Here is a 20,960-nt window from a genome sequence, read left to right as displayed (position 1 = left end):
AGAGATTTACGATGACAGAAAAAAACTACCAATTTGAAACTCAACAGATTCACGAAGGACAGCATATAGACGAGACTGGTTCTCGTGCGGTTCCTATTTACCAAACGTCTTCTTATGTATTTGACAATGCGGAGCAGGCTGCTGGACGTTTTGCCTTGACTGAACCAGGCAATATTTACACCCGTTTGACTAACCCGACTACGGCTGTGGTGGATGAACGTGTCGCTGCATTAGAAGGCGGTACAGCCGGTCTTACCGTTGCTTCCGGGTCGGCAGCCATTACTTATGCGATCATTAATATCGCAGACAGCGGGGATGAGATCGTGTCCGCTTCGACGCTATATGGCGGTACGCACAATTTATTCAGTGTGACATTAGAAAAGTTGGGTATCCACACTACATTTGTAGACCCTGACGATCCAGAAAATTTTGAAGCGGCCATTACAGATAAAACAAAAGCCATTTTTATTGAATCCATCGGAAATCCAGGCATCAACTTGATTGATATCGAAAGAGTGGCTGAAATCGCTCATAACCATAACATCATCTTGATTGTGGATAATACCTTTGCTACCCCTTATTTGTTCCGTCCTATTGAATGGGGAGCAGATGTGGTTGTCCATTCTGCTACGAAATTTTTAGGCGGTCATGGAACAACAATGGGAGGCGTGGTTGTGGAATCTGGGAAATTTGACTACAAAGCCAGCGGAAAATATCCAGGCTTCACTGAACCAGATTCGCATTATAACGGCTTAGTATTCGGTGATTTAGGGGCGGCTGCATTTACTACTAAAATTCGTGCTCAGTCACTTCGGGATATTGGCGCTTCTATCAGCCCAACGAATTCATTCTTGTTGCTTCAAGGCATTGAGACGCTTTCTCTTCGAATCGAGCGTCACGTAGAGAATGCTCGAAAAGTGGTGGCTTATTTAAAGAATCATCCACAAGTGGATTGGGTAAATTACCCTGAGTTGGAAGACAGCAAATACAAAGAATTGGCAGACAATTATTTCCCTAAAGGAGTCAGTTCGATTTTTACATTTGGGATTAAAGGCGGGCGAGAATCTGGGGTTGGTTTCATCGATTCCCTAAATCTATTCTCTCATTTGGCGAATGTAGGGGATGCGAAATCCTTAGTTATCCATCCTGCAAGTACAACACATTCTCAGTTACAAGGAGATGAATTGCTGAAAGCGGGCGTTACTGAAGACCAAATCCGTCTCTCTGTTGGGATTGAGCATATTGATGACATTATTGCTGACTTGGAACAAGCTTTCCAAAAAATTGCTAATGAAGAACTGGTGAAGGCGGAAGTATAATTTTTAGAGGTTAGCGACTTATTTTAGGGAGGAAAGACAGTGAAGAAGTATCTAGTGTTACAGACTGATTTTGGTTTAGGGGATGGAGCCGTTAGTGCGATGTATGGAGTTGCTCATACGGTGAGTCAAGAAATTGTAGTGGAGGATTTGACACATGATATTCCTCCGTATGACATTTGGTCTGCATCTTATCGTTTGTTGCAGACAGTTCCTTATTGGCCAGAAGGAACTGTTTTTGTATCGGTTGTTGATCCTGGAGTGGGCAGTGAACGGCGAAGTGTGGCAGTGAAAACAGCGTCCGGTCATTATGTGATCACACCAGATAACGGATCTCTGACTCATTTAGAATTGAATTTAGGGATTGAAGAAGTGCGTCAGATTGATGAAGTCAAGAGCCGTTTGCCTCATTCGGAAGATAGTCATACCTTTCATGGAAGAGATGTTTACGCATATAACGGAGCGAGACTGGCTTCTGGCGAAGTGACATTTGAAGAGTTAGGGTCCGTGGTCGAAACGACCAGCTTAACGGTTTTGGAAACTGTTCCGATAGAAGTTAAGGAAGATGCGGTAACAGGCAGTATCGATATTTTGGATATTCGTTTTGGATCGCTGTGGACTAATATACCATTAGAAGTCGTTAAGGAAGCAGGCATTCATCCGAATGACACTGTACAAGTCACGATTTACAACAAACAAGTGAAAATCTATCAGAATAGCCTCACATTTGTCCGTTCATTTGCAGAAGTGGAAATTGGGCAAGCCTTGGTGTATGTGAATTCATTGGTCAACATTGGAGTTGCCGTTAATCAAGCATCATTTTCGCAAATGTATGATATTGGAATAGGAAAAGATTGGATCATTCAAATCAAAAAAGTGGGAACAGTTTAACCATTAGAGGAGGAAGTTAAGATGAAAGAAAAATTTTCCGTTAAGACGATTGTAGCTATTGGGATTGGAGCAGCAGTATTTGTTATATTGGGTCGGTTTGCGGTGATTCCAACTGGGATTCCAAATACGAATTTAGAAACAGCGTATCCATTTTTAGCATTGATGTCTGTTTTATTTGGGCCAGTTGCGGGCGGGCTGATTGGATTGATTGGTCACACGATTAAAGATGTGACGACTTATGGTGCTTGGTGGAGTTGGATCATTTGTTCTGGTATTATTGGAGTGATTTTTGGTGCAGCTGGTCGCAAAATCAATCTGGAAGATGGTGTATTTGGCAAAAAAGAAATCATTGCGTTCAATATTTGGCAAGTTTTTGGAAACTTAGTCGTGTGGGCAGGAATCGCACCGCTTTTGGATGTATTGATTTACAGTGAGCCAGCAAATAAAGTGTTTGTACAAGGGCTGGTTGCAGCTGGTGCGAATATTGTTTCTGTAGGAATCATTGCCACTCTTTTGATGACAGCTTATGCTAAAACCAGAACACCTAAAGGCAGTTTGAAAAAAGGGTAATACAGTAGAAAGACAGGGAATAACATGTTCAAACAAGCAATAGTAGAGTTTAAAGGATTTAGTTTTCAATACACGAGCCAAGCGGAACCGACCTTGAAAGACTTGAATGTCACTCTTTATGAAGGCGAAAAAGTACTAGTGATTGGTCCAAGTGGTTCTGGCAAGTCAACGTTTGCGCATTGTTTGAATGGATTGATTCCCCATTCTTACACAGGCGAAATTACAGGATCCGTGACGATTAAAGGCAAAGAGCTGGTGGATTCTTCTTTAACAGAGCTTTCCTTTGATGTAGGAACGGTGCTGCAGGATACGGATAGCCAGTTTATTGGTTTGACAGTAGCCGAAGACATCGCGTTTTCACTCGAAAATGATGCAGTTCCTCAATCAGAAATGATGGAACGTGTGCAACATTTTGCGGAAGTGGTCGGACTGACCGATTACATCCATTATCGACCCCAAGATTTATCTGGCGGTCAAAAACAGCGAGTATCTATGGCAGGAGTCTTAATCAATGAAGTACCGTTGATGTTGTTTGATGAACCGTTAGCCAATCTAGACCCGGCTACTGGTCAAAAAACGATTGAACTGATTGATGAGCTGCATCAAACGACACAAACGACCGTAGTCATTATTGAACACCGATTAGAGGAAGTCTTGCATCGCCCAGTAGACCGCATCTTGCTTTTTCAAGATGGGCAAATCAGTTACGATGGACCAGCAGACGAGTTGTTGAAAACGACTCTCCTCAAAGAAGTCGGCATTCGCGAACCCTTACATGTAACGGCGATGAAATATGCAGGAGTATCCTTAGAGCAGACTGAATTTTTAGCCAATGTGGAAAAAGTTTCGGCTCCACATTTAGGCAAGCATATGGAAGACTGGGCGCTGTCAGCAGCTTACAGACAGGAAACACTCCCTGCAGAAACTTTGTTGGATATTGAAAATCTGTCTTATCGCTACACTAGACAGTCTCCAACCGTTTTAACGGATGTCTCGACAACCTTTAAAAAAGGCGAGATGATCAGTATTGTTGGGCAGAATGGTGCTGGGAAATCAACGTTGGCAAAAGCGATTTGTGGATTCTTATTACCAAAAGACGGCAAGATGACTTGGAGAGGAACTGATTTTACCAAGTATAGTGTGAAAGAACGGGCCGATAAAATTGGTTACGTGTTGCAAAATCCAAATGAAATGATTTCAAAAACACTCATTTACGATGAAGTGGCATTGGGATTGGAGTTGCGCGGCTTTTCCAAAGACATCATCCGCGAGCGGGTAGAAAAAATATTGAAAGTCTGTGGCCTTTATCCATTTCGGGAATGGCCGATCAGTGCGCTGAGTTATGGACAGAAGAAGCGTGTCACGATTGCGGCTATCTTAGCGTTGGATCCGGAAATGATTATTCTAGACGAGCCGACTGCTGGACAAGACTTCAAGCATTATACGGAATTCTTGAGCTTATTGGAAACCTTGAAAAATCAAGGGGTCACGATTGTTATGATCACTCATGATATGCATTTGATGCTGGAATATTCGACACGAGTCTTAGTCTTTTCAAAGGGACAGATTATTGCAGACACAAGCCCGGTATATGTTTTAACGAACACAGAGTTGACAGCCAAGGCTTCCCTAAAAGAGACCTCCCTGTTTACATTTACGAAACGGTTGGGGCTAGAAGATCCTTATGCTTTTACAGAACACTTTATCGCCTATGATCGGGAGGTGCGGGGAAATGGATGACCATCAAATTTTAGGCTATATCCCGAACCAAACGTTTCTGCATCGGTTAAGCGGAGCAGCAAAATTGATTTGCTTTATGTTGCTGTCAGTCATTGTCATGGTGGGGTACGATACCCGTTTTTTACTGTTTATTTCGTTGTTGTCAGTAGTGTTGTTCAAAATGGCAGACATCAAATGGCACCAGATTTCGTTTGTGGTGAAGTTCATTGCCGTCTTTTCGATACTGAACCTAGTGACCGTCTACTTATTCGAACCGGAATACGGTGTTCAACTTTATGGCTCCCGGCATGTGATTTGGGAAGGGATAGGTCGTTACACCTTAACGCAAGAGCAGTTATTCTATGAGTTGAATTTAGTCTTGAAGTACACGGCGACGATTCCCTTAGCGTTGATTTTTATTCTGACGACCAATCCAAGTGAATTTGCGGCCAGTTTAAACAAAATCGGCGTCCATTATAAAATCAGTTATTCGGTGGCTCTGGCGTTGCGTTACATTCCAGATATTCAAGAATCGTTTCATCAAATTGGCCAGTCCCAACAAGCACGTGGATTGGAAATGTCTCGCAAAGGTAAAATCAGCGACCGCATTAAAGGGACTGCTGGAATCGTGATGCCGTTGATTTTTTCTAGTCTGGACCGAATCGATACTATCACGAACGCCATGGAGTTGCGTCGTTTTGGAACCAATAAAAAGCGGACTTGGTATGCAGCAAAAGCGTTTAGTCCAGCTGATTACCTCACACTACTGGTCGTTGTGTTGATTACCATTGTGGGAATAGGATTATTTGCAGTGAACGAAGGACGTTTCTTTAATCCTTTTGACTAAATTTTGTTTGACAAAAAAAGTTGGGATTGATATAGTAGTTAAAATTAAACGATGATGATAGAAAGATTAAATCGTTATCAGATAACACGGTGAAGAGAAGAGTACATTTCAAGGAAGCTGATAAGAGAGCCTCGGTTGGTGAGAAGAGGTAGCGGAATGGAAATGGAAGATGGTCTTGGAGTGGAACGGTCGAAGGTTCTTGGAACATTAGACGGCTACGGGTGCACCCGTTACAGTGCCACAGTATCAGTAGGTCGTTGTTTAACCGAACGCACTGGCTAAGGCAGCGACTGTAAAGTTGTTGCAAATCAAGGTGGTAACACGAGAGAAATGAATTTTCCGTCCTTGCACAAAGTTTTTTTGTGCGGGGGCGGATTTTGTTTTATCCAGCATTGAAATGGGGAGGATGAGGATATGTCATTAGTAGTGAGAACGGGGCCGCAAGAGTATGAATGCAAAGTAGGAGTATTGGATTCCTTAACCAATAAATTAGAGATGCGAGGTATTCGAAAAGCCGTTGTCATTCATGGAACAACTTCTTGGGAAAAAGCGCGCTCATATGTGGTGGATTTACTGGAAGGCAACATCGAATTGGAATTCGTGGCTTTCAATGGAGAATGCACTTATGAAGAAGTCGAACGAATTGCAGCCATCTCTGAACAAATAAACGCTGAGGCCATTATTGGGGTAGGCGGCGGAAAGCTGATGGATACCGTTAAATATGCGGCTGCTAAATCTCCGGGAGTGGAGTCGATTTTGATCCCGACTTTAGCCAGCAACTGTGCCCCATGGACTCCTTTGAGCGTGATGTACACAGCTGACGGCGTTTGTTTGGGGTTTGATTTGCACACGAAACAAGTTGGAGCATTGTTGATCGAACCGAATTTAGTCTTGGATTCACCGGTCAATTATTTTGTGGCAGGAGTAGCGGACACGTTGGCGAAATGGTATGAATCGGACGTCATCTTGTCTCAACCTGAGCACCAAACCAATGCGTTCTTACTGATGGCTCGAGCAGCAGCGTTGAATTGCAAAAACAACATCGTCCAATATGGACAGCAAGCCGTAGCCGATATCGAAGCGCAATCGTTGACGCCAGCGTTTATCCAAGTAGCGGAAACTATTATTGCGGTCAGCGGATTGGTCGGTGGTTTAGGAGACGGCTATGCACGAACAACGATTGGGCACGCGGTTCACGATAAAATCACCGTCTTTCCTGAGACGCACGCGTTTTTGCACGGTGAAAAAGTTGCTTACGGGATATTGGTGCAGTTGGCATTTGAGGGCAAATGGACTGAAATCGACCAGTTGGCTGCTTTCTATGACGGGTTGCATTTGCCGAAGTCGTTAGCGGACTTGCGGCTGAGTTCTTTGACGGATGAGCAACTGGTGGTGTTTGCTGGCGAGGTGGCAGGAGACGAGAACTTAGTGGAATCGGGCTATCCAGCTTCAAAAGAAGAATTGTACCAAGCCATCGTGTCTTTAGAAGAATATGTAGTAGCAAAAGCAATATAAAATGGAGGAATGCAGTGTGGCAACATTTGAACTTTCGGATACGATGAAACGTCTACCGAGACAGTACTTTACTTATTTAGCGGAAAAGACCGACCAGATTAAAGCACAATGGGATGACGTCATTGATTTGGGGATAGGCAATCCGGATTTACCAACACCGAAGTTTATTGTGGATGAATTGAAAGAAGCAGCCGACGATTTGGCGAATGACCGTTATGGTCCGGATCGAGGATTCGATTACTTAAGAGAAGCTGTGGCGGACTATTATTTACGAGAGTATGGAGTAACTCTGGATCCGGAAACGGAAGTCGCTGTTTTGCATGGGTCGAAAGCCGGCATCGTGGAAATTAGCCAATGCTTATTGAATCCCGGAGATACCGTGCTGTTGCCGAATCCGTCTTACCCAGATTACTTATCCGGAATCGCGTTGGCAGATGCAAAAATCGCTGAATTGCCATTGTTGGCGGAGAATCAGTTCTTGCCGCGGTATGATTTGATTGATGCGGAAACGGCTGCTAAAGCAAAATTGATGTTTTTAAACTATCCGAATAATCCGACATCCGCTGTAGCAACAGCTGAATTTTTCGCTGAGACGGTGGCATTTTCGGAAAAGAATCAAGTGTGTGTAGCGCATGATTTTGCTTATGGAACGATTGGGTTTGATGGCGACAAACCATTGAGCTTCTTGCAAACGCCTGGCGCTAAAGAGGTCGGCGTAGAATTTTTCACCTTATCGAAATCACATAACATGGCTGGTTGGCGAATGGGATTCGCTGTCGGAAATGCATCGGTTATCGAGGGGATTAATTTGATGCAAGACCACACCGGATGCGGCTTTTATGGCGGAATCCAACGCGCTGCAGCGAAAGCTTTAACGGGAGATCAAGCGTCTGTACGAGAATTGACAGCAACCTACGAACGCCGCCGAAACTTATTTTTGGCCGAGTTGGCAGCGACTGGACTCGAAATCAACAAACCAAAGGGCTCCTTTTACGTCTGGATCAAAGCACCCGGCGAGTACACCTCAGAAGGCTTCATGGACTTCTTGGCAAATGAAGCCCGAGTACTGGTGGCACCAGGAGACGGATTCGGTACATTAGGGGAAGGGTATGTGCGTATTGGATTGTCGCAATCAGACGAACGACTGCTGGAAGCCGCGAAAAGAATCGCGGTATTGGCGCCGTTCAGCACACAGGTAAGCAACAAAGTATTGAGTTACTAAAAAACAGGGGGAATTGGAATGCATAAAAAATGGGGATTACTAACGACTTTAGCAATAGGAGCTGTTTTATCAGGTTGCGGCGGGGAAGAAGCCGACTCTGCCGAAGCAGAAGGGTTATTAAGTGATGGAGTGTTGACGGTGGGCGTAACCGCTGGTCCGCACGAAGATATTGTCAATGAGGTCAAAAAATTGGCGGCGGAAGATGGTTTAGAAATCAAAGTCGTATCATTTACCGATTTTGTCCAGCCGAATACTGCGCTAGCAGAAGGTGATCTAGATATCAACTCCTTCCAAACGGGGATCTTTTTAGACACGGTCGTGGAGGAAAGCGGCTATAATTTAGCCAAAATTGAACCCACTATCACTATTCCGATGGGCATCTATTCTGAAAAGTATGAAGATATCAACGACATCCAAGAAGGCGACGTTATCGGGATCCCGAATTCGCCTACTCAAGAAGGCCGAGCGTTGCAATTATTTGAAGAAGCCGGCTTGATCACATTGCCAGAGGGCTCTGGCGTAGAAGTGACCACTAGCGATATTGTGGAAAATCCGTTGAACTTAGATTTTGTGACTTCTGAAGCTGCTCAGCTGCCGTCTCAATTGCAAGACGTGGGAGCTGCAGGAATCAACTCGAACTTTGTGTTGGATGCCGGCATGAATCCGGAAGAATTCGGCTTAGTGATGGAAAATGTGGAAGACCTAGTGCAAGTGAACTACATTGTGTCGCGAACAGAAGACAAAGACGATGAGGCTTTAGCGCAGTTTGTGGAGTATTATAAGACGGATGAAATCAAGCAGTTTATCGAAGACGAGTTTAAAGGGGCATTGGTGCCGGCTTGGTAAGCTGAGTTTAGAGATAGAAGAAACTTGTTTGATTTTGAATCTTTTCGGGGACGAAAAGTTTCTTAAATGAACTAATTGTGCTCTTTTAGATGTCGTAGCTCGTAGTTTGGTATGGAAATTGGTGGCGATTGTTAAGTAGCCGATGTCTAATTAACGATCGGAGCTGCGGATTAGGTCGGAATGTGAGCTATAAGTCATCTAGTTAACAATAGGTGCTTTGAATTAGGCTGGAATGCGAAGTAGCGGTAGACTATCTCGCAAAAGGAACAGTGCACCAGGTTGTAATGTTAAGTAGCGAGTGGTTATCTCGCAAAAGGAGCAGTGAACCAAGTTGTAATGTTAAGTAGCAGTCGTTTATCTCATAATTGGTGCTGTGAAACTTGTGGAAATATTAACTAGAGAGTCTCTTCTATAATTTTACGCGCAATATATTATGAAGTAAGTTTTAATTCGGGGACTTTTCGGGGCCGAAAAGCTTTTTATAGTAAAAAAACAACTCTGGTTTTGCCATCGGAGTAGAATTTGCTGAGGATTGAGTCTTAATTGACTCGATCTTTTTCTGGCTTTAAAAAGATTGTCTCCCGAACAATTAAGTCATGTGCACATGTAAGATAGTTATTGAGATTGTATTAATGTATTAAAAAAGAAAGAAGACCCCTCATCATAAATGTGTATCCTTATCAGGAAAATACATTATGAAGAGGGGCCTTCCTTTTTATAGAGATAAACAATTGATGTTACTATACTTATCTATCTAAGATTTCTTTGAGCTCTGCAACCAATTTATATATATGTGTACAGGGGTTCCGACTTGAGTAATTATCAGATGGTTCATAGCGACTATCTAGTATTTCTGCATTTTTTATTGCACTACTCATATAAGGTTTAAGCTTATCATACATATCGGGATCAGTTTTACTGTATCCTGGCTGTCCAATATTTTTCAAGTGAGTATCTACTATAGAATTGTATTGACTCCTAGGTAAGGCTGACTGTTGAAGAGCGAAGTGTAGACAATACCACAGTTCAAAAGATTCATTAGACCAAGCAACATGTATTCCCATTGATTCAGCTTTATTGATGGCATTATCAAAATGATCATCAGGAAAATCGTCTTTATCAAAAACAGCCCAGACATGTTCATAAATAATAGGAGAAGTTCTTTTATAATCTTCGATATCCTCTATGACACGTAAAGTTTCTTTGCCTAATCCACGAATATGAATGGTAAAAGATTCTACAGAGCCAGAATATCGTATATTGATATCGTCTTCAAATCCTTTGAAATAATTAACTTCTGTCTGTTGGCCTTCGGTTGCAATTAAATAGCTTGAAGGGAGTGGTGTTTTTTTTGCTCTTTTTCCCTTTTTCCCCGGTTGTCTTCTAGGACTCAATTCTTTGTACCTGCCTATCGTTTCAATTTTGGAATAGATTTATACTTTCCAAGAATGTAGTCTCTTCCGTAGCTTGCATCTTTTCTAATTTTTTTTGTAGCTCCTTCTTCATCTTCAAAAACATAAGAATCTAATGAATATAAATCAGAAACTCCATTCTTATCTTTGTCTACAAACCAAATTTCATCTCGTCTAAAATTATCTTTATCTAGTGTGAAGACATCATGCGTAGTAAAGATTAATTGAGCATTATTAGGGTTCTTATTTATGTCATGGAACAGGATAATAATATATCTCAAAAGCAGGGGGTGTAGTTTAGCATCTAGCTCATCAACAAATACAGTATCCCCTTTTTTAATAGCCTCGTTAATTTGGATAAACAGTGAAATCATTTTCCTTGTTCCGCTAGATTCGGAAGATAGCGGAACTGGAACCAACTTACCATCATCAATATTCTTATGGTAGGTTACCACTTGATATTGGATATCTTTCGCGGAGTCAAGTTCATTAAGCATGGGATTTTCAATTAATCCAAAATTTTCTATGCCTAAATCAATAGCTTTAACAAATCTGGTTAATTCCGTTTTTCTCTCTTTGTCTTTAATAATACTTACAAGAGGTGAACTTTGACGTCCAACAAATAGTACTCGTTCTCTATAAGATTCATCACCATAATTAATAACTACACTATTTTTAAACCAGTCAAAAACCGTTCTAATCACTGGGATTTTTAATTTAGAAGCGAGAGAAAGAAAAAGTGTCCGTTGATCCATTAATTTTACTAGCTCAGTAGCTTCACCGATGTTTTCATCTAGTTCTTGAATTTCACCGTTTTGTAAATAAAACAAAGTATTAAATTGTTCTTTCCTGGTTGTAGATTTTCTAATATACAAATATTCTTCCAGTATTTTTTCATGATTCATTGAAAAGCCATATTGATAGACATCTTGATTTAAAGAGAACAATACTTCAAAAGAAGAAGGACGATTTTCATTTTCAAACCGGAATTTATCGACTTTAAATAAATTATTTTCTAAAAAATTATCCTGGGAGAAAGAAAGTAAAACAAAACGTTTCATATAGTTGAATGCTTTAATAATATTTGATTTTCCGCTAGCATTTGCGCCAAATATGGAAATAACTTTTAGTACCTTTTCATCATAAACATCTACTGCAATATCACTTTTATGCTCTGATATAGGAGAAGCAATTAGGTCTAGGGTTACTTCATCTTTAAAAGACTTGAAGTTCTCAAATGTAAACTGTTGTAACATATCCATCACCTCAAGGTTATAATATCACACCACACCGTTAAAATGAAATTTTTGAGAAAATTTCTCAAATTTAGTGTTGTAATAATAGTGCTTGCTAAGTGCCCTTTGAAAATCATGAAAGGTGAATGAAGAAAAAGTAAGGAAAGTGTCACTACTTGTGTAGACTTGAAACCTTTTTTTGTTGTTACTGCAACAATGTTCTATTACAATTGATGTAAATAGAATAGGAATAGTAGGTGATACAAGTGAATTATGAAGAGTTGTTAAAAGCTTATAATCAATTGAAACAGGAAAATGATGAATTAAAAGAAGAAGTAAGTGCTTTGAAAAATATGCTGAACCATGAAGCTGTTTTAAGTGAAAGCGATGCCACAACTGGCGAAGTGTGGCATAAAAAAACAGAATCAAAGATATTTGATACCACTACATTCAATAAGTATGCTCCTACCGATAAAAAAATTGAGCTGTATATGACTCTATTTAGAGGAAGAGATGATGTCTACGCCAAACGTTTTATCCATTCTAAAACAGGTAGACCTGCATATGCTCCTGTTAAGGTCGGATATTGGGATTCTTCGAATAAAAGTTATGCACCTCTCGATTCTCAAGTGGTCAATAGTCATCTGAGAGGAAATATAATCGCAGGAATATTTCCAATTGGCGTAGATGATAGTTGTTACTTTTTAGCCATTGATCTAGACAAAAAGGAATGGCAAAAGGATGCTGCTGTTTTAAGAAAAGTAGCAAAAAAATATCAAATACCAGTAAATATCGAACGTTCACGTTCAGGGAATGGAGCGCATATTTGGTTTTTCTTTGAAGAAGCGGTACCAGCTAGAAGGGCCAGGAAATTTGGCTCTTTATTGATTACGGACGCCATGAATGCACATGCTCAAATAGACTTCTCGTCTTATGATCGGTTATTTCCTAATCAGGATACTCTGCCGAAGGGTGGATTTGGTAACCTGATTGCTTTGCCTTTACAAAAGGAAGCTCGACAGAATGGTAATAGTGTATTTGTTGATGAGGATTTCTTGGAGTATGAAGATCAATGGCAATTTTTAAGCCAAATCAAAAAAATCTCATTAGAAGAGTTGGCGCATTTTATCGAGATACTTACAAAAGAAACGGATTCTGTGAGTTCTCTTGGCTTATTGTCAAATAGAAAATCAGAGGGTGCAAAAAATAACGTCAGTTTAACAAAAGAAGATTTTTCTGAAACAGTCAATATGATAAAACTGAATCAACTTTACATCCATAAAAGCGGGGTTTCTCAAAAAGGGTTAAATCTACTAAAGCGAATGGCTGCTTTTCAAAATCCGGAATTTTATCAAGCACAAGCGATGAGGAAATCAACCTGGAAAATCCCAAGAATTATCTCTTGCAGCAACGAGACTGAAGACTATTTGATTTTGCCACGCGGATTACAGGAGCAAGTTGAAGAATTGTTCAAAGAAGCAGCCGTTTCATTTGAAATAGAAGATCGTTCTTTTGAAGGGAAGGAAACAAGGGTCTCATTTAAAGGGAAATTAAGAGCAGAGCAAGAAGAGGCAGTAGAAAAAATGCTGGCATATCATACCGGTATCCTTTGCGGAACGACTGCGTTTGGTAAAACAATTTCCGCTCTCAATATGATTGCCAGGAAAAAGGTCAATACATTAATCCTTGTCAACAAGACAAGTCTGGTTGAGCAATGGCAAGAAAAAATCAATGAATTCCTTGTTTTTGAAAATGATGAAGAGAGCAATGTGGGACAACTAGGTGGTGGAAAAAAGAAACTGTCAAACAAGATTGATGTCGCTTTGCTTCAATCGATGTATCGAAAAGGCAAAGTTCATGAAAGCATTTATAACTATGGGATGATCATTGTTGATGAATGTCACCATATTTCAGCCTTTAGCTTTGAAAGTGTGTTACAACAAGCAAATGCTAAATATGTTTATGGATTAACCGCAACGCCTACAAGAAAAGATGGACATCAACCGATAGTTTTTATGCAATGTGGCCCTATTCGGTTTCAGGATAACAATAAAAAACAAATGGAAAAAAGACCGTTTGAGCATACTGTTGTAACTCGATTTGTTCCATTCGATCCCTTGTTGCAGCAAAATATGGAGTTGCAAGAACTGTATAACGAAGTAGCTGAGTCGCAAGTGCGCAACGAAAAAATTATAAAAGACATTGTGAACTGCTACAAAGAAGGCCGAAATAGCATTATTTTAACTGAAAGAGTGGCTCATGTAGAGACATTAGAAAAACTACTGAAAAAAGAAATACCAGATATTATTGCAATTACAGGTGGAATGAGTAAGAAAGAACGCAGAGAGAAGCTTAAACAAATACGTGAAGTTGAGAAAAATGAGCCTCTAACTATCATTTCTACAGGTAGATACATCGGTGAAGGGTTTGATGAACCGAGATTAGATACCTTATTTTTGGCTATGCCTATTTCTTGGAAAGGAAGAGTTCAACAGTATGCTGGCAGACTCCACCGTTTGTACAAAGGTAAGACAGAAGTCAGAATCTATGATTATGCAGACATTCATGTACCAGTTTTGGAAAAAATGTATCAAAAGCGGTTGCGTAGTTATTCTTCCTTAGGCTATACAGTGAAAATGAATGAGAAGGATGCGGGAGAAAGAAGCATTATTTATAGCAGTGACCAATATGTAGAACAATTAAAAGAAGACATGACAAAATCTCAAACTAAAGTAGTGATATCAAGTCCTTCGTTAACCAAACAAGCAGTTACCCAATTTTTGAAAGAAATGATTTCAGGAGTGGATCAGACGGTTGCGCTTTCAGTGATTACAAGGAATTATGACTCGATAAAAAGCAAAAGCCGCATAAACAACCAAAAAAGTTGCTCTCAACAATTGGAACAAAAGGCTATTTCTGTTTCACTTGAAAGTAATTTGTACCACCATTGCGTGATTATTGATTCGAATATTGTGTGGTATGGGAGCATAAATGTGTTAGGCCAAAATAATAAGGAAAATCTTTTCATCCGTCTTGAAAGTCCAAAAGTTGCTGAAGGGATGGAAGAGGTACTGAATAAAAAGTAATGTTTTTATAAAATTAGAACTGTAAGATAAGTATGAGGAGGATTAATGTGACTACTAAAACAAAAAGTTTGCAAATCCGTATAGATAGCGAATTAAAAGATGAAGCTGATGAGCTTTTTAATCAACTAGGTACATCTACTAATGAAGCTATTAAAATATTCCTTAAAATGGCTATTCGTAATAGGACTTGAGTTGAATGAAGAGTTGATTCATGATATTTCACAAGAAGGGCTAGTATGGATGAATCCTCAGTGGAAGAATTATGATGGAACAATTGCGGAATGGTAAAAATTGGTGGTGCTAACAAGCTTTTAAAATTATCATAATAGAAAATAAGAATCCTTAGCTTCCAAAATCTGGAGATTAAGAATTCTTATTTTTTGTTGTCACCTTCTTATTTTTTTGAAATTTAAACTGTGCATAGTAAGCATTATTAATACCAATCAAACTCTTCTTTAATCTTCAAATCTAAATCGATATTTCTCTTCTGGCATTCATCTAAAAAATCATTTTTTTTTGAAAAAGAATCAACCTTCTGTGTTTCTTTATCTACAATAAAATATTGGTATTCTTTAAAAAAGAGACTATCATTATTTTTAGTAATCGATTGAACAATAATATAGTTATCGTTATAATTTAATTTTTCTACATGATCAATTAAAGTTATTGGGTTTTCTCTTTCTTCAACAAACCACAAATATGAAGTCGTGGCACTAGTTGTAACAATATGATAATGATTATCAATTTTTATTGTATGTCCAGCTGCACTTGCAGTTGGAGATCGATATATGCTATCTGGTGGAAAAAATCGTGGTGAAACCCATTTAAATCCAAGAAATAGAATTATACTTCCACTAACAATAGTTAGAATAGTACCTACGATAATTAGTTTTTTTTTCATCACAATTCACTCCTAAATCAATTTTAACCCAATTACATTGTGTATGATATAGAAATATTAAACGGTTTAATTAGGGTGTGTCTTAAAACTTTTTTATAAGTTAAATAATGGCTATATAGATAAAAGCTAAATAGAACTTGGCCAATTTATCATAAGGTGCAGCAATATATAGGAATTGCTTTAGTTTATTGAAAAAGAACTGATTGACATAAGAGCAAATGCTAAAGAACCGTATGAGCACGGTTATCGCACCGCTTTCCGCAATCCATAAAATAGTATTGGACATCGGCCGATTACTTTTAGGCGTGCCAGTACGGTATTTAGGAAACGAGTCTTTGATGTGGTTCCATTGCTCATCGCTCATTTCATCACGTTCAATACTCATCATGATCCCTCCTTTTTTATTATAGTAAAATTCAGAATAATAATCAGTTTTTTTTTGTTTACTTAGAGAATATTTAAATATAATTTGATATACCAAATTATTAAATATGGATACATTTGTATTGACAACAAAAATAAAAACGCTTACAATAAACTCATAAAAAAGAGGAGGTATTTGCATGGGCAAGAAACTGAGAGACGATTTTTTATGGGGGAATTCGGTATCGAGTATGCAGACTGAAGGAGCTTGGAATGAAGGTGGAAAAGGAAAATCAGTTTATGATATACGTGAAGCTTCGGAATTTGCTTCTGACTGGAAGGTGGCAACAGACAGCTACCACCGTTACGAAGAGGATTTTGATTGGATGAACGAGTTGGGCATGAACTGCTACCGTTTCCAGATTTCTTGGTCGCGTGTGTTTCCGAATGGGGATGGCGAAATCAATGAAGAAGGAGTCGCTTTTTACGAACGTTTTATTGATGCATTGTTAGAAAGAGGCATCGAGCCGATGATTTGCTTGTACCATTTTGATATGCCGCTGCATTTAGCAGAAACCTATAATGGATTCTTATCTCGTGATGTCGTGGATGCGTTTGTCCGTTATGGGAAAGCCATGGTAGACCGTTTTAAAGGAAAAGTGAAATACTGGATCACCTTTAATGAACAAAATATTTTTGGTTTTTCTGGCGCGTTTCCTATCGGCGGAGTAATGACAGGGGAGAATACTGAAAAAGAGTTGTATCAATTGCAGCACAATACAATGATGGCACATGCAGAGATAGCTAATTACATTCACGAATCAGCTCCCGGTTGTGAAATTGGCGGAATGGTCGCTTACTCAAAAGTCTATCCGGCTACACCAAAACCTGAGGATGTCTTCGCGGCTCAAAAATTGGATGATTTCTTCAATCAATTTTTCTTAGAAGTCTTTACTTATGGAAAATACCCTGCCTTTATGACGACTTATCTGGAAAATCATGACTTGACTCCTGAAATGAGAGCAGATGACTTGGAAGTACTAGCGAAGTTGACGAGTGACTGGCTGTCGTTCAGTTATTATGCCAGCAATGTGGTCAGTGCAGAAAAAATTACGGATACAACACCTGTTTATCGTTATTTGGAAGTAGGAAAAATAACGAACTCTTATTTAGAAGCTACAGAGTGGGATTGGCAAATTGACCCGCTTGGATTCCGTTCGATCTTGACAGACATGTACAGCCGCTATCATTTGCCCGTATTCCCGATTGAAAATGGGATTGGTGTGAGAGAAGAATTGCCTGAAGAAGGACTCGTTCAAGATGATTACCGTATTTCTTACCACAGAGATCATTTCCAAGCGATGAAAGATGCTATTTTCTTAGACGGTGTCGACTGCATCGGTTACCTCGGATGGGGCTTGATTGATATTCTAAGTTCGCAAGGGGATATGCGTAAACGATACGGTGTGGTGTATGTCAATCGTGAAAATCATGATCTCAAAGACTTAAAACGAATTCCGAAGAAAAGTTTTGCATGGCTTCAAAAAGTCATCAAGAGTAATGGCGAAAGTTTAGAGTAAATACCGGGATAGAGGAATATTCATGGCACAAAAGACAAAAAAAAGCACAAAATTTTTAGATAAATTTGCTGAATTCGCTGCGAAATTAGGAAATCAAGTTCATTTACGATCATTGCGTGATGCTTTTGCTGTATTGATGCCGCTATTCATTCTAGCTGGGGTAGCCGTTCTGATTAACAATGTTGTCTTTCCTTGGGTCTTTGAAGGGAGTACCTTGGAAAGTGCACAGATTTGGGGAACAGTTATTATCAATGGAACATTGAATATTGCTGGGTTATTGATTGCACCCATGATCGGGTACAACTTATCTGTGAACAAAGGCTTTATGAATCCGATTGCTTCCGCGGCAGTTGGGATTGCTTCTCTGGTTATCATGATGCCTGTAAATCTTTTCGTTACACCGGTGGGCTCAGAAGAACAAATACTCACTTCAGGCGTCATGACCTATGGAAATCTGGGTACGACGGGGATGTTCGCAGGAATTATTATTGGTTTAGCTGCCACAGAATTAGACTGTCTAATGTTAAAAGATTGCAGATCAATCTGGGTGAAAATGTTCCGCCTCAAGTAGGGAAATCGTTTAGTACCATGATTCCTGTTATTTTGGTGCTTTCATTGTTTGGTATCGTGGCATTGGTTTTACATGTATTCTTTGGCACTGACCTGATCACACTGATCTCAGTAGCGATTCAAGAACCATTGAGAGCTGTTAACACGAGCTTGTTGGGGACATTGTTGATTTACAGCACTGGAAATTTCTTGTTTACCTTGGGGATTCACCAAAGCGTAATCAACGGAACCCTGCTAGATCCCTTACTGCTGACAAATATGAATGAAAACACGTTAGCTTTCGCAAATGGAGAAGAAATTCCAAATATCATGACTAGCGCCTTTGTTCCTACATTTGGAATGATCGGAGGGACCGGGAGTACACTCTGCCTGCTGATCGCTATTTTCATCTTTAGTAAGCAAAAAGCACCTAAAGATTTGGGTAAACTAGCGCTAGCTCCTGGGGTGTTCAATATTAATGAACCCGTCATTTTCGGTTATCCGATCGTCTTTAATTTGCCGATGATGATACCTTTCGTATTGCAGCCGGCTATTGGGATTGTAATTGGTTATTTCGCGACATCTTGGGGATGGATGAATTATACAGTGGCCAATATTCCTTGGACGACACCGCCTCTTCTGAGTGCTTTTCTGGCAACTGCGGGAGATTGGCGAGCCATTGTGGTACAACTTATTATTATCGTAATAGGAGTAGCGTTGTATTTGCCATTTATGAAAATCAGTGAACGTTCCGCACAGATTGCTGCAGAGAAAAATACCTGATTTTTTGACAAATTGAATAAAAGACAAAAAGGCTGTGACTCGTCTCTCAGTCTTTTTATCTATAACATCTAGTTTTACTGGTTCTTCAACTTTTTATGTTGGCGAATAAAAACGAACTGCCTCTTAATTCTAAACCTTATAGAAACTTCTGCAGGAGTATGGGATACGTGTAGAGTCATGAGACTTAACCATGATGAGAAAGAATTGACGTTTGATCATCAATGATGTGTTCTGAATGATGAAGTTAGGAGCTTTATCATCAATAAGCCAGCCTGAACAATGAAACTAGGGTATTAACATCAATTAATCCGTCTGAATGATGAAGAACAGTTTTACTTTTGTGAGGTGTTTCGTATAATTTAAATAGCAGATAAAGAGGAGATAGAACCATGCATAAATACGAACAGGTTGCTCAAGCGATACGAGATAGGATCCAAAATGGGACATACACACTAAAGAGTGCTTTGCCCGATCAAATGCAGTTGTGTAAAGAATTTGGGGCGAGCCGGATAACGATTAAGCGCGCCTTGAACTTGTTGATTGAGGAAGGTTATCTTTACAGCAGACAAGGCTCTGGGACCTACGTAATGAAAAATGCACTTGCTAAGAATGAGCTGGATTCCCGGTTTGATGTGTACACGGGCTTAACAGACCAACTTTCTGACCAAATCGTTACAAGTAAAGTGATTCAATTTGTCATTCGCAATCCTGCAGAAGATGAAGCAGACAAATTGTTGTTGACGGAAGAAGATTTCATTTATGATATTCAGCGGGTGCGATACGTAGACGGTGAAGAGTACTTGATCGAACACACTCTCATGCCTGTGGAAGTTATTCCGGATGTGACGAAGAAAGTCCTTGCCGGTTCGATTTATAGTTACATTCAACATACGCTGGGATTGAAGATAGGTGGATTGAACAGACGTATAACGGCTGAAAGACCGGATGAATTGGATCAAGAGTACCTATTTTGTACAAAGGAAGATCCTGTTTTACAGGTGGAACAAGTGGTTCATTTGATAGATGGAACGCCTTTTGAATATTCAAGGACCCGGCATCGTTTCGACAAAGGCGGGGTCAATGTCGTAAAAAATTATGGTGAGCATAGTTGAAGATAAAAAATTGCCGCTCGGTACTTATTCATTTAGGTAGCGGGCGGCAGTTTTTTTATTTCGCACGGGATTGTGTTAGTTGGATCATCGTATTATTGAACTCTTTTTGGAAATAAGTGACATTGCTTTCCTTATTGACGATCAAGCTGATGTAAAATTTTGGTGCATCTTCAATAGGGATTTTGACGAGATCGTAGTGGTCTTTTACCAAGATGTCAATCATGAAGGCAACCATGTTGGTAGAAGAAGCGATCGACAAGGCCGTTTGAATTTCTTTGGTAAAAAGGGTTTTTGGTTGTTTGATCAGATGAGTTTTAGCCCATTGTTCAAATACACGTTGATGAGTGTAACCTTGCGCCAAGGAAATAAAGACTTCTTGCTGGACATCTTCCACACGGACGAACTCTCTTGCAGCTAAAGGGTTATCAGGAGATGCCCAAAGAGCCAAATCTTGTGTCACTAAAGGAATCTGTATCAGGTTTTTGTCCTTGAATACAGACTGATCACTTCCAATGATCGCCAAAGGAACTTGTCCACTGCTCACTAGGTCAAGCATGACATCTGAACTTTCTTCTTCAATCAGCTTTAAAGAATTGGTGAATTTGCCTAAATGAGGCATCAGTTTGGACATAAAGTGGCCGCCGATCGTGGGCAGGAAACCGAAGTAGACAACTTGATTCTTTAAATCATGGATTTCTTCTTTAGCTGTATCAATAGTATTTAAAATTTGCTGGGAGTGTTTGAGCAGTATTTCACCAGTCTCGGTCAAATGCAAGTTCTTGTGAAGTCTTTTCCTATCAATCAGAGTAGTATCCAGCTCTTTTTCGAGACGTTTCAAAGACATGGAAATAGACGGTTGAGAGATATAGAAATGTTCGGCGGTAGCAGTGAAATTTAGTGTTTTTGCTAAATGGTTAAAATAGACTAAATCTTGTAAATTCATATAAGGCTCCTTCGAAAGATTGTGAAAACACAAACATAAACAAAAGATATGATAGTGTTTATTTTCATAA

The 20,960-nt window shown here is 39.7% G+C and carries 17 protein-coding genes, 1 pseudogene and 1 other annotated feature; of the genes and pseudogenes, 13 read left to right on the top strand and 5 right to left on the bottom strand.

What is annotated here, in order from left to right:
• The first annotated feature begins 11 nt into the window (after window positions 1-11).
• From ACEN4L_RS10330 to ACEN4L_RS10295, 8 genes are all read left to right on the top strand, one after another.
• Entirely contained in the window at window positions 12-1,319 is a 1,308-nt protein-coding gene (locus ACEN4L_RS10330) for an O-acetylhomoserine aminocarboxypropyltransferase/cysteine synthase family protein (protein WP_407097135.1), read from the top strand.
• 39 nt (window positions 1,320-1,358) lie between these two features.
• Complete coding sequence (locus tag ACEN4L_RS10325) at window positions 1,359-2,207, top strand: S-adenosyl-l-methionine hydroxide adenosyltransferase family protein (RefSeq protein WP_407097134.1); 849 nt, start codon at window positions 1,359-1,361, stop codon at window positions 2,205-2,207.
• 21 nt (window positions 2,208-2,228) lie between these two features.
• Window positions 2,229-2,777 carry an ECF-type riboflavin transporter substrate-binding protein gene (locus ACEN4L_RS10320; protein ID WP_407097133.1) on the top strand — a complete coding sequence of 183 codons (549 nt, stop codon included), beginning with the start codon at window positions 2,229-2,231 and terminating at the stop codon, window positions 2,775-2,777.
• Between the two features lie 24 nt (window positions 2,778-2,801).
• Window positions 2,802-4,517 carry an ABC transporter ATP-binding protein gene (locus ACEN4L_RS10315; protein ID WP_407097132.1) on the top strand — a complete coding sequence of 572 codons (1,716 nt, stop codon included), beginning with the start codon at window positions 2,802-2,804 and terminating at the stop codon, window positions 4,515-4,517.
• Window positions 4,510-5,343, top strand: coding sequence for an energy-coupling factor transporter transmembrane component T family protein (locus ACEN4L_RS10310; RefSeq protein ID WP_407097131.1), 834 nt, complete (start codon window positions 4,510-4,512; stop codon window positions 5,341-5,343). The genes ACEN4L_RS10315 and ACEN4L_RS10310 overlap by 8 nt, the downstream gene beginning before the upstream one ends.
• Before the next feature lie 80 nt (window positions 5,344-5,423).
• Window positions 5,424-5,693 (top strand) — a binding site (T-box leader).
• Window positions 5,694-5,757: 64 nt separating this feature from the next.
• Window positions 5,758-6,858 carry an iron-containing alcohol dehydrogenase family protein gene (locus ACEN4L_RS10305; RefSeq protein ID WP_407097130.1) on the top strand — a complete coding sequence of 367 codons (1,101 nt, stop codon included), beginning with the start codon at window positions 5,758-5,760 and terminating at the stop codon, window positions 6,856-6,858.
• A 1-nt stretch (window position 6,859) separates the two neighbouring features.
• On the top strand, window positions 6,860-8,080 hold the full coding sequence (locus ACEN4L_RS10300; RefSeq protein ID WP_407097129.1) for an aminotransferase class I/II-fold pyridoxal phosphate-dependent enzyme: 1,221 nt from the start codon (window positions 6,860-6,862) through the stop codon (window positions 8,078-8,080).
• Between the two features lie 18 nt (window positions 8,081-8,098).
• Window positions 8,099-8,926, top strand: a complete 828-nt coding sequence (locus ACEN4L_RS10295) for a MetQ/NlpA family ABC transporter substrate-binding protein (RefSeq protein WP_407097128.1) — start codon at window positions 8,099-8,101, stop codon at window positions 8,924-8,926.
• 746 nt (window positions 8,927-9,672) lie between these two features.
• Here ACEN4L_RS10295 and ACEN4L_RS10290 read toward each other — a convergent pair.
• Both ACEN4L_RS10290 and ACEN4L_RS10285 read right to left on the bottom strand, forming a co-directional pair.
• On the bottom strand, window positions 9,673-10,320 hold the full coding sequence (locus ACEN4L_RS10290; protein WP_407097127.1) for an RloB family protein: 648 nt from the start codon (window positions 10,318-10,320) through the stop codon (window positions 9,673-9,675).
• Window positions 10,321-10,334: 14 nt separating this feature from the next.
• Window positions 10,335-11,594 (bottom strand): AAA family ATPase, encoded by a 1,260-nt coding sequence (locus ACEN4L_RS10285; RefSeq protein WP_407097126.1) that lies wholly within the window; start codon window positions 11,592-11,594, stop codon window positions 10,335-10,337.
• Window positions 11,595-11,839: 245 nt separating this feature from the next.
• Here ACEN4L_RS10285 and ACEN4L_RS10280 point away from each other — a divergent pair, with 245 nt between their 5' ends.
• The gene (locus tag ACEN4L_RS10280) at window positions 11,840-14,659 is read left to right on the top strand and encodes a TOTE conflict system archaeo-eukaryotic primase domain-containing protein (RefSeq protein WP_407097125.1); all 2,820 of its coding nucleotides are present in this window, start codon (window positions 11,840-11,842) and stop codon (window positions 14,657-14,659) included.
• A 32-nt stretch (window positions 14,660-14,691) separates the two neighbouring features.
• On the top strand, window positions 14,692-14,850 hold the full coding sequence (locus ACEN4L_RS10275) for a type II toxin-antitoxin system RelB/DinJ family antitoxin (protein WP_407097124.1): 159 nt from the start codon (window positions 14,692-14,694) through the stop codon (window positions 14,848-14,850).
• Window positions 14,851-15,092: 242 nt separating this feature from the next.
• On the opposite strand, the gene ACEN4L_RS10270 is transcribed toward ACEN4L_RS10275, so the two are convergent.
• Window positions 15,093-15,560, bottom strand: coding sequence for a hypothetical protein (locus ACEN4L_RS10270; protein ID WP_407097123.1), 468 nt, complete (start codon window positions 15,558-15,560; stop codon window positions 15,093-15,095).
• A gap of 100 nt (window positions 15,561-15,660) precedes the next feature.
• Complete coding sequence (locus ACEN4L_RS10265) at window positions 15,661-15,945, bottom strand: hypothetical protein (protein ID WP_407097122.1); 285 nt, start codon at window positions 15,943-15,945, stop codon at window positions 15,661-15,663.
• A 178-nt stretch (window positions 15,946-16,123) separates the two neighbouring features.
• Here ACEN4L_RS10265 and ACEN4L_RS10260 point away from each other — a divergent pair, with 178 nt between their 5' ends.
• The 3 genes and pseudogenes from ACEN4L_RS10260 to ACEN4L_RS10250 all read left to right on the top strand — a co-directional run bounded on the left by ACEN4L_RS10260 (window position 16,124) and on the right by ACEN4L_RS10250 (window position 19,947).
• On the top strand, window positions 16,124-17,503 hold the full coding sequence (locus tag ACEN4L_RS10260; RefSeq protein WP_407097121.1) for a glycoside hydrolase family 1 protein: 1,380 nt from the start codon (window positions 16,124-16,126) through the stop codon (window positions 17,501-17,503).
• Window positions 17,504-17,525: 22 nt separating this feature from the next.
• Window positions 17,526-18,835, top strand: a pseudogene (locus ACEN4L_RS10255) (PTS sugar transporter subunit IIC).
• A 389-nt stretch (window positions 18,836-19,224) separates the two neighbouring features.
• Window positions 19,225-19,947, top strand: a complete 723-nt coding sequence (locus ACEN4L_RS10250; protein WP_407097120.1) for a GntR family transcriptional regulator — start codon at window positions 19,225-19,227, stop codon at window positions 19,945-19,947.
• 55 nt (window positions 19,948-20,002) lie between these two features.
• Here ACEN4L_RS10250 and ACEN4L_RS10245 read toward each other — a convergent pair whose 3' ends face one another.
• A complete protein-coding gene (locus ACEN4L_RS10245; RefSeq protein WP_407097119.1) occupies window positions 20,003-20,890 on the bottom strand; it encodes a LysR family transcriptional regulator in 888 nt (295 codons plus the stop codon).
• Between the last annotated feature and the right edge of the window lie 70 nt (window positions 20,891-20,960).

It is taken from the genome of Desemzia sp. FAM 23988 (genome assembly GCF_045528365.1).
Classification (GTDB): domain Bacteria; phylum Bacillota; class Bacilli; order Lactobacillales; family Carnobacteriaceae; genus Desemzia.
Note: the sequence above shows the minus strand (reverse complement) of the source record. Positions and strands in the feature narration are given on the sequence as shown.